At 72.9% G+C, this 13,589-nt stretch carries 13 protein-coding genes and 2 tRNA genes; 3 read left to right on the top strand and 12 right to left on the bottom strand.

Going from position 1 to position 13,589, the window contains the following annotated elements; genetic code table 11:
• Positions 1 to 104 precede the first annotated feature (104 nt).
• Complete coding sequence (locus tag FA014_RS00140; RefSeq protein WP_154727688.1) at positions 105 to 353, top strand: cell division protein CrgA; 249 nt, start codon at positions 105 to 107, stop codon at positions 351 to 353.
• Positions 354 to 610: 257 nt separating this feature from the next.
• On the opposite strand, the gene FA014_RS00135 is transcribed toward FA014_RS00140, so the two are convergent.
• Positions 611 to 1,330 (bottom strand): rhomboid family intramembrane serine protease, encoded by a 720-nt coding sequence (locus FA014_RS00135; RefSeq protein ID WP_328288155.1) that lies wholly within the window; start codon positions 1,328 to 1,330, stop codon positions 611 to 613.
• A 139-nt stretch (positions 1,331 to 1,469) separates the two neighbouring features.
• A complete protein-coding gene (locus FA014_RS00130) occupies positions 1,470 to 2,012 on the bottom strand; it encodes a peptidylprolyl isomerase (RefSeq protein WP_154727686.1) in 543 nt (180 codons plus the stop codon).
• A gap of 149 nt (positions 2,013 to 2,161) precedes the next feature.
• Between FA014_RS00130 and FA014_RS00125 the strand changes: the two genes are divergently transcribed.
• Positions 2,162 to 3,088, top strand: a complete 927-nt coding sequence (locus FA014_RS00125) for a hypothetical protein (RefSeq protein WP_154727685.1) — start codon at positions 2,162 to 2,164, stop codon at positions 3,086 to 3,088.
• Positions 3,089 to 3,224: 136 nt separating this feature from the next.
• Here the strand turns inward: FA014_RS00125 and FA014_RS00120 are convergent, their stop codons facing one another.
• On the bottom strand, positions 3,225 to 3,665 hold the full coding sequence (locus FA014_RS00120; protein WP_154727684.1) for a universal stress protein: 441 nt from the start codon (positions 3,663 to 3,665) through the stop codon (positions 3,225 to 3,227).
• A 113-nt stretch (positions 3,666 to 3,778) separates the two neighbouring features.
• Between FA014_RS00120 and FA014_RS00115 the strand changes: the two genes are divergently transcribed.
• Positions 3,779 to 4,648, top strand: a complete 870-nt coding sequence (locus tag FA014_RS00115; RefSeq protein ID WP_154727683.1) for an AraC family transcriptional regulator — start codon at positions 3,779 to 3,781, stop codon at positions 4,646 to 4,648.
• A 60-nt stretch (positions 4,649 to 4,708) separates the two neighbouring features.
• Here the strand turns inward: FA014_RS00115 and FA014_RS00110 are convergent.
• The 9 genes from FA014_RS00110 to gnd all read right to left on the bottom strand — a co-directional run bounded on the left by FA014_RS00110 (position 4,709) and on the right by gnd (position 13,575).
• Positions 4,709 to 4,784, bottom strand: a tRNA-Ala gene (locus FA014_RS00110).
• A gap of 71 nt (positions 4,785 to 4,855) precedes the next feature.
• Complete coding sequence (locus FA014_RS20510) at positions 4,856 to 4,975, bottom strand: DLW-39 family protein (RefSeq protein ID WP_218707942.1); 120 nt, start codon at positions 4,973 to 4,975, stop codon at positions 4,856 to 4,858.
• Positions 4,976 to 5,001: 26 nt separating this feature from the next.
• Positions 5,002 to 5,075 (bottom strand) — tRNA-Ile (locus tag FA014_RS00105).
• A 70-nt stretch (positions 5,076 to 5,145) separates the two neighbouring features.
• Positions 5,146 to 5,883, bottom strand: coding sequence for a DUF3566 domain-containing protein (locus FA014_RS00100; protein ID WP_230322752.1), 738 nt, complete (start codon positions 5,881 to 5,883; stop codon positions 5,146 to 5,148).
• Positions 5,880 to 8,495 (bottom strand): DNA gyrase subunit A, encoded by a 2,616-nt coding sequence (gyrA, locus tag FA014_RS00095; RefSeq protein ID WP_154727682.1) that lies wholly within the window; start codon positions 8,493 to 8,495, stop codon positions 5,880 to 5,882. The genes FA014_RS00100 and gyrA overlap by 4 nt, the downstream gene beginning before the upstream one ends.
• Before the next feature lie 50 nt (positions 8,496 to 8,545).
• Positions 8,546 to 10,546 (bottom strand): DNA topoisomerase (ATP-hydrolyzing) subunit B, encoded by a 2,001-nt coding sequence (gene gyrB, locus FA014_RS00090; protein WP_230322751.1) that lies wholly within the window; start codon positions 10,544 to 10,546, stop codon positions 8,546 to 8,548.
• Positions 10,547 to 10,789: 243 nt separating this feature from the next.
• On the bottom strand, positions 10,790 to 11,380 hold the full coding sequence (locus FA014_RS00085) for a DUF721 domain-containing protein (protein ID WP_154727680.1): 591 nt from the start codon (positions 11,378 to 11,380) through the stop codon (positions 10,790 to 10,792).
• On the bottom strand, positions 11,370 to 12,632 hold the full coding sequence (recF, locus tag FA014_RS00080; protein WP_154727679.1) for a DNA replication/repair protein RecF: 1,263 nt from the start codon (positions 12,630 to 12,632) through the stop codon (positions 11,370 to 11,372). Before recF ends, FA014_RS00085 begins: the two co-directional genes overlap by 11 nt.
• A 10-nt stretch (positions 12,633 to 12,642) precedes the next feature.
• Entirely contained in the window at positions 12,643 to 13,575 is a 933-nt protein-coding gene (gnd, locus tag FA014_RS00075; protein WP_154727678.1) for a phosphogluconate dehydrogenase (NAD(+)-dependent, decarboxylating), read from the bottom strand.
• Positions 13,576 to 13,589: the final 14 nt, after the last annotated feature.

The raw sequence follows: 13,589 nt of genomic DNA, 5'->3' as shown, positions 1-13,589 counted from the left end.
CTTCCCCACTACGCTAGGCCACGTCCACGCGGGTCCGTGCGCGCGTCCGCTGCGCGGCGCGGGCGAGATCCGCCGAGCCAGACGGTCGACGTCAGGAGCATCCCGTGCCCAAGTCCAGGACGCGGCAGAAGTCGCACTACACCGCGCCCACCGAGCGCCCCTCCGGCCCCACGGTGAACCCGCCGTGGTTCGTCCCCGTGCTGGGCGGCCTGCTCGTCGCGGGCCTGCTGTGGATCGTCGTGACCTACCTGACGAACTTCGGCTACCCGATCCCGGGCATCGGCTCGTGGAACCTCGCCATCGGCTTCGCGTTCGCGCTGGTCGGGCTCGGGATGGCCACGCGCTGGAAGTGACCGGGCGCCGGGACCCGGTCGACGCCGCCGTCGTCCGGTCCCGCGTCCGCGCCGCCCGGCGTGCGGGCCGTGCCGGTCCCCCGCCGCGGCGGCGCACCCCCGTCGTCCCCAGGCCGGGCGGGGTTGTCCCCAGTGCGTCCCCCGATGTTCTCGCGGAAGATCGGGGCGATCGGGCCCCGTGTCCCCAGCGGTGCACAACCCTGTGGATAACTACACGGGTGTAATTCCACACCTGTGAGCAACGCTGGGGATCGACCTCAGACCCCCGCGTAGGTCACCAGGGCGGCCCCCACGAGCAGCACGGCGACCGCCACGCACGACCCGACGGCGACCACCGTGCGCCGCTCCCGCGGGGCGTAGGCGAAGGCCGCGCCGAGCGCGGCGCCCACCACCAGGCCGCCCAGGTGCGCCTGCCAGGCGACGCCGGGGAGCACGAAGCCCAGCACCGCGTTGATCAGGAGCACGCCGACGATGCCGCCGGCGGACCGGCCGACCCGGCGCAGCACGACCAGCACGGCCCCGAACAGGCCGAACACCGCGCCGGAGGCGCCCACCAGCACGGTGAACCAGGACGCCGAGTACGGGGTCGCCAGCAGCAGGAACATCACGGACCCGCCGATGGCGCTGAGCAGGTACAGCGCCAGGAACCGCCAGCGCCCGAACGAGGCCTCGAGGAACGGCCCGACCGACCAGAGCGCCACCATGTTGAACAGGATGTGGAACAGGCTGCTGGGCGAGTGCAGGAACGCCGAGGTGAGGAACCGCCACGGCTCCGTCTCGCCGAGGAACGGCACGAACGCGAGGTCGATCGTCCAGCGGTCGCTGACCTGCTGGAGCACGTAGCTCGCCACGCACAGCCCGATCAGGGTGAGCGTGACGACGGGACGGCCGCCGGCGACGCGGCCGCCGAACGCGGTGCGGGCGGGGCGCTGCGCGCGCTGCCCCTCGCGCACGCAGTCGACGCACTGGATGCCCACCGCAGCCGGGCGCTGGCACTCCGGGCACGCCGGCCGGCCGCACCGCTGGCACCGCACGTACGCGATGCGGTCGGGGTGCCGCGGGCAGACGGGGGGCGGGGTGGGCGCGGGGCCCGGCTGCGGTTGGGTCATCGAGGCGTCAGGACTCGAACGAGACCGACTCGATCACCACGTCCTCGACCGGGCGGTCGCCCGGGCGGGTGCGCGTGGTGGCGATCGCGTCCACGACCGCGCGGCTCTCGTCGTCCAGGACCTTGCCGAAGATCGTGTGCTTGCCGTTGAGGTGCGGCGTCTCGGTCACGGTGATGAAGAACTGCGAGCCGTTCGTGCCGCCCACCTGGCCGGTGATGGGGTCGCGGCGCAGGCCGGCGTTCGCCATCGCGAGCAGGTACGGCTCGGAGAAGCGCAGCTCGGGGTGGATCTCGTCGTCGAAGGTGTAGCCGGGGCCGCCGGTGCCACGACCGAGCGGGTCGCCGCCCTGGATCATGAAGCCGTCGATGACGCGGTGGAAGATGACGCCGTCGTAGAGCGGGGCGCCGGTGCGGGTCTCGCCCGTCGCCGGGTCGGTCCACTCCTTCTCACCCGTCGCGAGGCCGCGGAAGTTCTCCACGGTCTTCGGGGCGTGGTTCTCGAACAGCTCCAGGCGGATGTCGCCACGGTTGGTGTGCAGGGTCGCTCGCATGCCCGTCATCCTGTCACGGTCCACGAGGCGGTGACCCGGTGAGGATGGCGTGTTCACGCGGGACGAACACACGTCTGCCACCTGCGCGGAAGGCCGGACGGTGGCAGAGTGGGAGGTCACCTGACCAGCCCGAGCAGGAGAGTGTGGACATGGCGTTCCTGACCCGACGGAGCAAGATCGAAGCCGTCACCGACCACCTGACGTCCGAGCGCCTCAAGGGCCAGGCAGCCGCGGCCCTCGCGGAGGCGGGCAGCAAGGCCGCCGACGGCGCCGGCAAGCTCGCCGCGACCGCGAAGGTGCAGGCCGGCGAGGCGGCCGTCCTGGCCAAGGGCGCCGCCGAGCAGGCGGTCGAGTGGACCCAGCCGCGCGTCGAGGCGGCGGTCGAGTGGCTCATCCCGCGCATCGACCACCTGTACAAGGAGAGCGTCAAGGCGGCGGCGCCGCGGGTCGAGAAGGCGGCCGAGAAGGCCAGCCCGGTGATCGACACCGCGCACGACAAGCTCGTCGACGACCTGCTGCCCAAGCTCGTGCAGGCGGTCAACGAGGCCGCCGAGCGTGCCGGCTCGGCCGTCGAGCACGTCGCGGACAAGGAGGCGGGCAAGAAGAAGGCGCGCGCCGCCGCCGCTGCGGCCGCCGCCGCTGCCGCCGCCAAGAAGGCGGACAAGAAGCAGCACAAGGGCGCCAAGCGCTTCTTCCTGGTCGCGACGCTCCTCGGCGCGGGCGCCGCGGTGTTCGCCTGGACCCGCTCCCGGACCACCACGGACCCGTGGGCCGAGCCGTGGGAGCCCGAGGCGCCCGCCGGCGACCAGCTCCGCTCCCGCGCGGGCGACGCCGCGGACGCGGTCGGCCAGGCCGCCGGCGAGGCCGTGGCCCGGGGCCGCGAGGCCACCCACAAGGCCGCGGAGCGCGTCGCGGAGGTCCGCGAGGCCGCCGAGGAGCGCGTCGCCGAGGCGACCGAGAAGGTCACCGAGGCCGCCAAGAAGGCGACCCCGCGCCGCGCGGCCCCCAAGAAGCCGGACACGCCGGCCGAGGGCGGCGCGACCGAGGGCACCGAGGGCGGCACCCCGACCGTCTGACCCCCGCTCGACGACGACGGCCCGGCTCCCCGAGAGGGGGCCGGGCCGTCGTCCGTCGCGGGGCCTGTGCCGTGCCGTCGCCGGGGGTCCTCGGTCCCGGTCCGCCGCGGGAGGACCGCGCGCGGGCGCGGACCCGCTACGAGGCGATGAGCAGCGCTCGCCGGTACCCGTCCGTGAGGCGGCGGGCGGCGGAGAACCGGCCTCCCCCGAGGCGCCGGGACCGACCCACCACGACCAGGTCGGCCTCCCGGACCCGGGCGAGCTCGGCGAGCTCCCCCACCACGTCCCCGCTCCGCAGGACGAGCTGGCCGCGGACGCCGGTGCGGGCGAAGGCGTCGGACGCCTCCGCGGCGACCTCCGCCGCCACGTGGTCGTGCGAGGCGTGCACCAGCGCGCCGACGTCCCAGCAGAACATCGACATCGACGTCAGCGCGAACGACGTCCAGGGCACCGGTGGACGGACGTAGCAGACGCTGAGCGTGGCGGCCTCCCGTCCGGCGAGGCCCAGGCTGAAGGCCAGCGCGCGGGACGACTTCTCGCCCCCGTCGACGCCGACGACGATGCTCCGCAGGCTCATGCCGCCACCTCGTCCCGGAGCAGCTGGGCGGCCGAGGTGGGGGTGCAGGTCGTGGTCATGCCCCGAGTAGACAGCGCCCGCTGCGCGGCGCGGAACACGTAGAGTGCCCGGTGATGTCTGTTTCTCGCCATGCGCCCGGCTGGACGGCCCTCCTGGAGTCCGAGGCGCGGGGGCAGGACGGCGGCCACGCCGGGAGCGCGACGGCGGGGGCGTTCCTCGTCGAGCACGCGGCGGTCACGCCGGACCACGCGCACCGCCAGGGGCACCTCGTCCACGCCGCCTCCGGGGTGCTCTCCCTGATCACGGAGCACGGGACGTGGATCGCGCCGGCGAACCGGCTCACGTGGGTCCCCGCGGGCTTCGTCCACCGGCACCGCGCGCACGGGCGCACCGACATGCGCATCGTGTACCTGGCGGACGCCCTCGCGGCGGAGCTGCCCGAACGGCCGGCGGTCCTCGTCGCCTCGCCGCTCGCCCGGGAGGCGGTCCTCGCCGCCACCGCCGGGCGCCCGCGGTCGGCCGCCGCGCGAGCGCACCTCCTGCGCGTGGTGGTCGACGAGGCGACGGCCGTCCCGGAGCAGCCCCTCCACCTGCCGGAGCCCCGTGACCGGCGCCTGCGGGCCGTCGCCCGGCTCGTCGACGCCGACCTCTCCGCGCCCATGTCCCTCGAGGACGCCGCCGCGGCCGTCGGGGTCGGTGCACGGACCCTCAGCCGGCTGTTCCGCGCGGAGACCGGGATGGGGTACCGGCAGTGGCGCCTGCAGCTCCGCGTGCATCGGGCGCTCGTGCTGCTCGCCGGCGGTGCGCGCGTCACCGACACCGCGGCCGCCTGCGGCTGGGCGACGACGAGCCAGTTCATCGAGCAGTTCACCCCGCTCGTCGGCATGACGCCGGGGCGGTACCGGGCCGCGGGGGCGTCCACGTCGGTGCTGGACGCCTACGAGCCCGAGATCGGTGCTTCGCGCCGAGATCGGCGGCTGTGAGTGCCGATCTCGGGCGGGACCGCCGATCTCGGCGAGATCAGGCCGCGCTCAGCGGCCGTGTGGTGGAGCCAAGGGGACTCGAACCCCTAACCCCCTGCTTGCAAAGCAGGTGCGCTACCAATTGCGCCATGGCCCCGCGCGGCCGTCCGCCCCGGGGGCGGCGACCAGGTTCCGTCGCGCTGCCGGCGGCGGAGGTGCGGGCGGGTCCTACTCGACGGAGTCGGTGACCTCGGCCCACAGGTCGCGGTCGTCGCGCTCGGCGGCGTACCGCGTCCAGAGGACGTAACCCGCGGCGGCGACCGCCACGAGGAGCAGCAGCTTCTTCACGGAGTCCTCCAGCGGGTCTTCGGGAGTGGGCCTAAGAGGACTTGAACCTCTGACCTCTTCCTTATCAGGGAAGCGCTCTAACCGTCTGAGCTATAGGCCCTCCGCACACCAGGCGCGCTGGCGTGCCGGTCGAGACTACCCCAGCCGGGGCGTCCCGCCCAAACCAGGGGTCACTCGTCCGTCATCGTCACGTGCACGCCGCCGACCAGAGCGGCCGTGATGTTGTACAGGAACGCCCCGATCGTCGCGAGCGCCGTGATGAGGAAGATGTCCACGACCGCGACCAGCGTGGCGATCGACAGCACCCGGTCGAACTCGACGTACTGCATGAGGTCGATGGTCGAGTCCGCGAGGATCTCGGTCACCAGGTCGTTGATCGTGGCGAACACGTGCAGCGAGTCGAGCGTGATCCACACGACGGCCGTCGCGACGACGATCATGATGCCGATCGCGACCGACATCAGGAACGACAGCTTCATGACCGACCACGGGTCGACGCGCGAGATCGCGAGCCGCACCCGGCGCGGGCCGGAACCGGTGAGCGCGGACGTCCCGGAGGGCCGCGCGGCGGTGGCGGTCGACGTCCCCGTGCTCGCGCCCGAGGTGCCCGACGCGGCAGCGCCCGCCGCAGCGGCACCCGCCGCGGCCGGCTTGGCCGACCCGCCCGTGGCCGGCCGGACCGGCTCCTGGGTGGTCGTCGGGGCCGCGGAGGCGGATGTGCGCCCGGACCCGCCCGAGGAGGCGGGGGTGGCCTTGGTCGCCGGGCCCTTCGCGGCCGGTGCCTTGGCGGCGGGCGCCTTGGCGGCGGGCGCGGACGCGCGCTCGGCCTGCTCGGTGGCGGTGCGGCCCGTGGGCTTGTCGCCGGCGTCGCCCTTGCGGGGCGGGATCGACGGAGGCGTGTCGCTCACGCGTCCTCCTCGGAGGTCTCGTCAGCCACCGGGGCGTCCGGAGCTGTGGTGGCGCTGGTGTCCTCGAGGGCCGCGGACGTGGTCACGTCCGGCTCGCCCGTCTCACCCACGGTACCCGCCTCCTCACCGAGGTGACGCTCGATGTTGCGCGCGACCGCGATGATCCGGTCGCCGTTGTCGGGCTTGGCGAAGATCACACCCTGGGTCGTGCGGCCCGTGGCGTTCACCTCGGACGTGGCGGAGCGCACGATCTTGCCGCGCTCCATGATGACCAGCACCTCGTCGTCCGCGTCCGTGACCAGCGCGCCGACCAGGTCACCGTTCGCCTCGGGCAGGTTGGCGACCTTGATGCCGAGCCCGCCGCGCCCCTGGACGCGGTAGTTCTCCACGGTGAGCGCGGTGCGCTTCGCGATGCCGCCCTGGGTCACGGTGAACAGGAACGCCTCCTCGCGGACGACGTCCATCGCGAGCAGCTCGTCGTCGGCGCGGAACTTCATGCCGGTGACGCCGGAGGTCGCGCGGCCCATGGGGCGCAGCGCCTCGTCGGTGGCCGTGAACCGCAGCGACTGGCCCTTGCGGGACACCAGGATCAGGTCGTTGACCGAGTCGACGATGCGGGCCGACACCAGCTCGTCCGGCTGGCCGTCCTCGTCCTCGCGCAGGTTGATCGCGATGACGCCGCCTGAACGGTTGGAGTCGTACTCCGACAGGCGGGTCTTCTTGACCAGCCCGCGCTTGGTGGCGAGCACCAGGAACTCGGCCTGGTCGTAGTCGCGCAGGTCCAGGACCTGGGCGATCTTCTCGCCCGGCTGGAACGCCAGCAGGTTCGCGACGTGCTGGCCCTTGGCGTCGCGGCCGCCCTCGGGCAGCTCGTAGGCCTTGGCGCGGTAGACGCGGCCGAGGTTGGTGAAGAACAGCAGCCAGTGGTGCGTCGTCGTCACGAAGAAGTGGTCGACGATGTCGTCCTCGCGCAGCTGCGCGCCACGCACGCCCTTGCCGCCGCGGCGCTGGGCCCGGTAGTTGTCCGACCGGGTGCGCTTGGCGTAGCCGCCGCGGGTGATGGTGACGACCATCTCCTCCTCGGCGATGAGGTCCTCGACGGACACCTCGCCGTCGAACGGCAGGATCGTGGTGCGTCGCTCGTCGCCGTACTTGTCGACGATCTCGTCCAGCTCCTCGCGGACGATCGTGCGCTGCCGCTCGGGGGACTCCAGGATCGCCCGGTAGCCGAGGATCTCCTGCTCGAGCTTGGCGTACTCGTCGAGGATGCGCTGGCGCTCGAGGGCGGCCAGGCGGCGCAGCTGCAGGGTGAGGATCGCGTTCGCCTGGATCTCGTCGATGTCCAGGAGGGCCATGAGGCCGGAGCGCGCCTCGTCGGCGTCGGGGGAGCGGCGGATGAGCGCGATGACCTCGTCCAGCGCGTCCAGCGCCTTGAGGTAGCCGCGGTAGATGTGGATCTGCTCCTCGGCCTTGCGCAGCCGGAAGCTCGTCCGACGCACGATGACGTCGAGCTGGTGGGTCGTCCAGTGCCGGATGAACGCGTCGAGGCTGAGCGTGCGGGGCACGCCGTCGACCAGCGCGAGCATGTTCGCGCCGAAGGTGTCCTGCAGCTGGGTGTGCTTGTACAGGTTGTTCAGCACGACCTTGGCGACGGCGTCGCGCTTGAGCACGACGACCAGGCGCTGGCCGGTGCGGCCGGAGGTCTCGTCGCGGATGTCCGCGATGCCCTGGACGCGGTTCTCCCGGACCAGGTCCGCGATCTTCTTCGCCAGGGTGTCCGGGTTGACCTGGTACGGCAGCTCGGTGACGACGAGGCAGATCCGGCCCTGGATCTCCTCGACCTCGACGACGGCGCGCATCGTGATCGAGCCGCGGCCGGTGCGGTACGCCTCCTCGATGCCCCGGTGGCCGAGGATCGTGGCGCCGGTGGGGAAGTCCGGGCCCTTGATGCGCGTCAGGAGGGCGGCGAGCAGCTCCTCCTTGGAGGCCTCCGGGTTGTCCAGGTGCCAGCGGACGCCCTCGGCGACCTCGCGCAGGTTGTGCGGCGGGATGTTGGTCGCCATGCCGACCGCGATGCCGGCCGAGCCGTTGACCAGCAGGTTCGGGAACCGCGACGGCAGGATCGACGGCTCCTGGGTGCGGCCGTCGTAGTTGTCCTGGAAGTCGACGGTGTCCTCGTCGATGTCCCGGACCATCTCCATGGCCAGCGGCGCCATCTTGCACTCGGTGTACCGCGGGGCGGCGGCCGGGTCGTCACCGGGGGAGCCGAAGTTCCCCTGGCCGGCGACGAGCGGGTACCGCAGCGACCAGTCCTGCACCAGGCGGACCAGCGCGTCGTAGATCGCGGTGTCACCGTGCGGGTGGTACTTGCCCATGACGTCGCCGACGACGCGGCTGCACTTGGAGAACTGCCGGTCGGGCCGGTAGCCGCCGTCGTACATGGCGTACAGGACGCGGCGGTGCACCGGCTTGAGGCCGTCGCGGACGTCCGGGAGCGCGCGGCCCACGATGACGGCCATCGCGTAGTCCAGGTAGGACCGCTGCATCTCGAGCTGCAGGTCCACCTGGTCGATGCGGCCGTGCTCGATGTTGTCGCCGGTCAGCTCTGTCACAGGTCAGTGTCCTTCGGGTGGTGGCGCGACGAGACGTCGGGAGAGCGGGGTCAGATGTCCAGGAACCGCACGTCGCGCGCGTTGCGCTGGATGAACGAGCGCCGGGACTCGACGTCCTCGCCCATGAGCACCGAGAAGATCTCGTCCGCCGCGGCTGCCTCGTCCAGGGTGACCTGCAGCAGCGTCCGGTGCTCGGGGGCCATGGTGGTCTCCCACAGCTCCGAGTAGTCCATCTCGCCGAGGCCCTTGTACCGCTGGATCCCGTTCTCCTTCGGGATCCGCTTGCCGTTGGCCTGGCCGTCGACCAGCACGGCGTCCCGCTCGCGGTCCGAGTACACGTAGTCGTGCGGCGCGTTCGACCACTTGATGCGGAACAGCGGCGGCTGCGCCATGTAGACGTGGCCCTTGAGGATGAGCTCCGGCATGTAGCGGTAGAGCAGGGTCAGCAGCAGCGTCCGGATGTGCTGGCCGTCGACGTCGGCGTCGGCCATGAGCACGATCTTGTGGTACCGCAGCTTGGAGAGGTCGAAGTCCTCGCCGATGCCGGTGCCGAACGCCGTGATCAGCGCCTGGACCTCGGCGTTGCCGAGGGCGCGGTCGAGGCGCGCCCGCTCGACGTTGAGGATCTTGCCGCGCAGCGGGAGGATCGCCTGCGTCTGCGGGTTGCGCCCGCGGACGGCGGAGCCGCCGGCGGAGTCGCCCTCGACGATGAAGATCTCGCACTCGGCGGGGTTGTTGGACTGGCAGTCCTTGAGCTTGCCGGGCATCGAGTTGGACTCGAGGAGGCCCTTGCGGCGGGTGGCCTCGCGCGCCTTGCGGGCCGCGAGCCGCGCCTGGGACGCCTGGATGGCCTTGCGGATGACGTCCCTGGCCTCGTTCGGGTGCGAGTCGAGCCAGTCGCCGAACTGCTCGTTGACCACGCGCTGCACGAAGGTCTTGGCCTCCGTGTTGCCGAGCTTGGTCTTGGTCTGGCCCTCGAACTGCGGCTCGCCGAGCTTGATCGACACGACGGCGGTCAGGCCCTCGCGGATGTCGTCGCCGGTGAGGTTGTCGTCCTTCTCCTTGAGGATGCCCTTGTCGCGCGCGTAGCGGTTGACCAGCGAGGTCATCGCCGCGCGGAAGCCCTCCTCGTGCGTGCCGCCCTCGGTGGTGGAGATCGTGTTCGCGTAGGTGTGCACCGACTCGGAGTAGGCGCTGGTCCACTGCATCGCGACCTCGACCGAGATCTTGCGCTCGACGTCCTCCGCCTCGAAGTCGATGACCTCGGGGTGCACCAGGTCGACCTTCTTCGCCGAGTTGAGGTGCTTCACGTAGTCGACGAGGCCGCCGTCGTACCGGTAGGTGACGGTGCGGGCGGCGGGCACGTCCGCGGCCGGGGTGTCGTCGCCGGCCACCTCGTCCTCGGTGTCGCCGTGCTGCGGGCGCTCGTCGGTCAGCGAGATCTGCAGGCCCTTGTTGAGGAACGCCATCTGCTGGAACCGGGAGCGCAGCGTCTCGAAGTCGAACTCGACGGTCTCGAAGATGCTGGGGTCCGCCCAGAAGGTCTGCGAGGTGCCGGTCTCCTCGGTGGCCTCGCCCCGGCGGAGCTCGCCGTTCGGCTTGCCGCCGTCGGCGAAGTCCTGCTCCCAGGTGTACCCGTCGCGCTTGACGACGGTCTGCACCTTGGTCGACAGCGCGTTGACCACGGAGATGCCGACGCCGTGCAGGCCGCCGGACACCGCGTAGCCGCCGCCGCCGAACTTGCCGCCGGCGTGCAGGATCGTCATGACGACCTCGACCGTCGGCCTGCCCTCGGTCGGGTGGATCGCGACGGGGATGCCGCGGCCGTTGTCGACGACGCGCACGCCGCCGTCGGCCAGCAGCGTCACCTCGATGTGGTCGCAGTAGCCGGCGAGGGCCTCGTCGACGGAGTTGTCGACGACCTCGTAGACGAGGTGGTGCAGGCCGCGCTCGCCGGTCGAGCCGATGTACATGCCGGGACGCTTGCGGACGGCCTCGAGGCCCTCGAGCACGGTGATCGCGGACGCGTCGTAGGCGGGAGTCCCGTTCACCGTCCCCCCGGGTGCGGCGGAGGAAGGTCCGGTGGAGGGACTCTGGTCAGCCACGGGCGGTGGTGCTCCTCAGTTCTCACACGCGGCGGAGGCGCCCGTCCCCCGGGCGGGAGGGCGGATCACTCCACGACGACGGAGATCGTGCGTCCTGGACCGGCGCAGACGCGCCAGAGATGTCGATTCCCAGTGTACCCGGCCCCGCGCCGGAAACCCCTGCGAACCGCCCTGCCTGTGGACGCGCGCTCAGCCCCAGGTGTCCCGGGGTCCGCGACCCCGGACGGACCGCTTGCCCTTGCCGAAGCCGGGACCCTGCGGGCCGAGGACGCGCACGTCCTTCACGACGCCCTCGCCGACGTCCTCGGCCATCCGCCGGACCAGCTGCGGGGCGAGCATCTTGAGCTGCTGCGCCCACGCGGAGGAGTCGGTCCGCACCACCAGCACCCCCTCGGCGAACGTCTCCGGCGTGCAGTGGTCGGCGATCTGGTCGCCGACGACCTCGCGCCACCGGCCGACGACGCCGCCGACCGACACCTCCTGCGCCCAGCCGCGGTCCCGGAACAGCGACGCCATCGTCGCGGACACGGTGAGCGGGTCGCGGGGGTGCACGCCCGGGCCGCCGCGCTCGGCGGGGGACAGCGGCGACCGGCCGCGCGGCGCCTGACCGGGCCGGTAGCCCTTCGACCGGGCGACGGAGCGGAACCGGGCCAGGGAGAGCCGGGCCATCTGCGCGGGCGGGGTGATCTCCAGCTGCTCGCAGACGGGGACCGCGGGGTCGAGCGCGGTGGCGTCGGCGTCGCCGTCCTCGCGCGTGGTCGGCGCGTCGTCAGGCGACACGGGCGACCTCCGACGCCAGCACGTCGTAGCGCGACCCGGCCAGCCGCCCGGGCACGTCGCCCGGGACCGCCGCCGTGACGAACACCTGCCGGGCCCCGGCCACCATCTCGGCCAGCCGCTCGCGGCGCCTCGCGTCGAGCTCGGCGAACACGTCGTCGAGCATGAGCACCGGCTCGCCGTCGGGCCCGGAGTCGGCGACCCAGAGCTGCGCCGCGTCCTCGGTGGTGCCGGACTGCGGGCCGTGGGTGAGCAGCTCGTAGGACGCGAGCCGCAGCGCGAGCGCGACGGACCAGGACTCCCCGTGGCTCGCGTAGCCCTTCGCCGGCAGCTCGCCGAGGGTCAGCACCAGGTCGTCGCGGTGCGGCCCGACCAGGCAGACCCCGCGCTCGAGCTCCTTGGGCCGCACCCGGGCCAGCGCCTCGAGCATCTGGGCCTCGACAGCCCTGGCGGGGGTGGCGGAGTCGGCGCCGGGCTGGGCCGGCCCCGCGACGGGGGGCAGCGTGTCGCGCTCGGCGTCCGCGCCGGCGAGCGCCGCGGCGAGCGAGGACCGGTAGCCGATCCGCGCCGCGCCCTGGCCGTCGCTGACCCGCTCGTAGGCGTCGCCGACGTACGGGTCGAGCGCCGCGACGACGGCCTGCCGGGCGACGATGACGTGGGCGCCGAGCTCGGCGAGCTTGGCGTCCCACACGTCGAGCGTGCTCAGGTCCAGGTTCGACCGCGACCCGCGGAACCCCGCGGCGGACTTGAGCAGGGCGGTGCGCTGCTTGACGACGCGGTCGTACTCGGAGAACACCCCCGCGAGCCGCGGCGTCACCTGTACCGCGAGCTCGTCGACGAACCGCCGGCGGCCGTCCGGGTCGCCCTTGACGAGCGCCAGGTCCTCGGGGGCGAACAGCACCGAGCGCAGGGCGCCGACGACGTCGCGGGCCCGGGACGGGGCGCCGTTGAGCTTCACGCGGTTCGACCGGCCGGAGCCGAGCTGCGCCTCGATGACGAGCGCGCGCTCCGAGCCGTCGTCCTGCGCGCGCACGATGCGCGAGCGCACCACGGCCGCCGACGCCCCGGCTCGCACGAGCGGGGCGTCGGTCGGCACGCGGTGGCTGCTGAACGTCGAGACGTAGCCGATCGCCTCGACGAGGTTGGTCTTGCCCTGCCCGTTCGGCCCGACGAGCGCGCTGATGCCCGGCTCGAAGGTGAGGTCGACCTGGTGGTACGACCGGAAGTCCGTCAGGGACAGGTGCGAGACGTACATCGGCGGGGCGTCAGCCCTCCGAGCGCACGCCCGACGGGGCGTCGCCGGAGATGGGGGCGCCCGCGGCCTTCACCGCGTGCCCGCCGAACTGCTGGCGCAGCGCCGCGACCGCCTTCATGGCGGGGGACTGCTCCTGGCGGGACTGGAACCGGGCGAACAGCGCGGCCGTGATGACGGGCAGCGGCACCGCGGCCTCGATCGCCTCGTCCACGGTCCACCGGCCCTCGCCCGAGTCCGCGACCCAGTCGTCGATCGCCTCGAACTGCTGGTCCTCCTCGAGCGCCTTGACCAGGAGCTCGAGCAGCCAGGAGCGGACGACGGTGCCGCGCTGCCAGGCCTTCATGGTCCCGGCGACGTCGGTGACGATGTCCTTGGCGGCCAGCAGCTCGTAGCCCTCGGCGTACGCCTGCATCAGGCCGTACTCGATGCCGTTGTGCACCATCTTCGCGTAGTGGCCCGCGCCGACGGCGCCGGCGTGCACGAAGCCCTCCTCGCGCGGGCCCTCGGGGCGCAGCGCGTCGAAGACGGGCATGACGCGCTCGACCTGCGCGGCGTCGCCGCCGACCATCAGGCCGTAGCCGTTCGCCAGGCCCCACACGCCGCCCGAGACGCCGACGTCGACGAAGTGGACGCCCTTGGCGCCGAGCTGCTCGGCGTGGCCCTTGTCGTCCCCGAAGTACGAGTTGCCGCCGTCGATGACCAGGTCGCCCTCGGACAGCAGGCCGCCCAGCTCCTCGATCACGGAGTGGGTGACGGCGCCGGCCGGCACCATGACCCACACGACGCGCTCACCGGCGGGCAGCGCCTCGACGAGCTCGGCCAGCGACGCGACGTCGGAGACGTCCGGGTTCCGGTCGTAGCCGGTGACCTCGATCCCCGCGTTCCGCATCCGGTCGCGCATGTTCGCGCCCATCCTGCCCAGACCCACCAGGCCGATCCGCATCGCTCCACCTCTCC

Source organism: Cellulomonas hominis (assembly GCF_005239125.1).
GTDB classification, from domain to species: domain Bacteria; phylum Actinomycetota; class Actinomycetes; order Actinomycetales; family Cellulomonadaceae; genus Cellulomonas; species Cellulomonas hominis_A.
Note: the sequence above shows the minus strand (reverse complement) of the source record. Positions and strands in the feature narration are given on the sequence as shown.

Bases quoted from the DNA above. Each gene is read 5' to 3' on its own strand.
- FA014_RS00130 (WP_154727686.1), bottom strand. From the start codon at position 2,012: ATGCGAGCGACCCTGCACACCAACCGTGGCGACATCCGCCTGGAGCTG.
- recF (WP_154727679.1), bottom strand. From the start codon at position 12,632: ATGTACGTCTCGCACCTGTCCCTGACGGACTTCCGGTCGTACCACCAG.
- FA014_RS00125 (WP_154727685.1), top strand. From the start codon at position 2,162: ATGGCGTTCCTGACCCGACGGAGCAAGATCGAAGCCGTCACCGACCAC.
- FA014_RS00115 (WP_154727683.1), top strand. From the start codon at position 3,779: ATGTCTGTTTCTCGCCATGCGCCCGGCTGGACGGCCCTCCTGGAGTCC.
- FA014_RS00120 (WP_154727684.1), bottom strand. From the start codon at position 3,665: ATGAGCCTGCGGAGCATCGTCGTCGGCGTCGACGGGGGCGAGAAGTCG.
- gnd (WP_154727678.1), bottom strand. From the start codon at position 13,575: ATGCGGATCGGCCTGGTGGGTCTGGGCAGGATGGGCGCGAACATGCGC.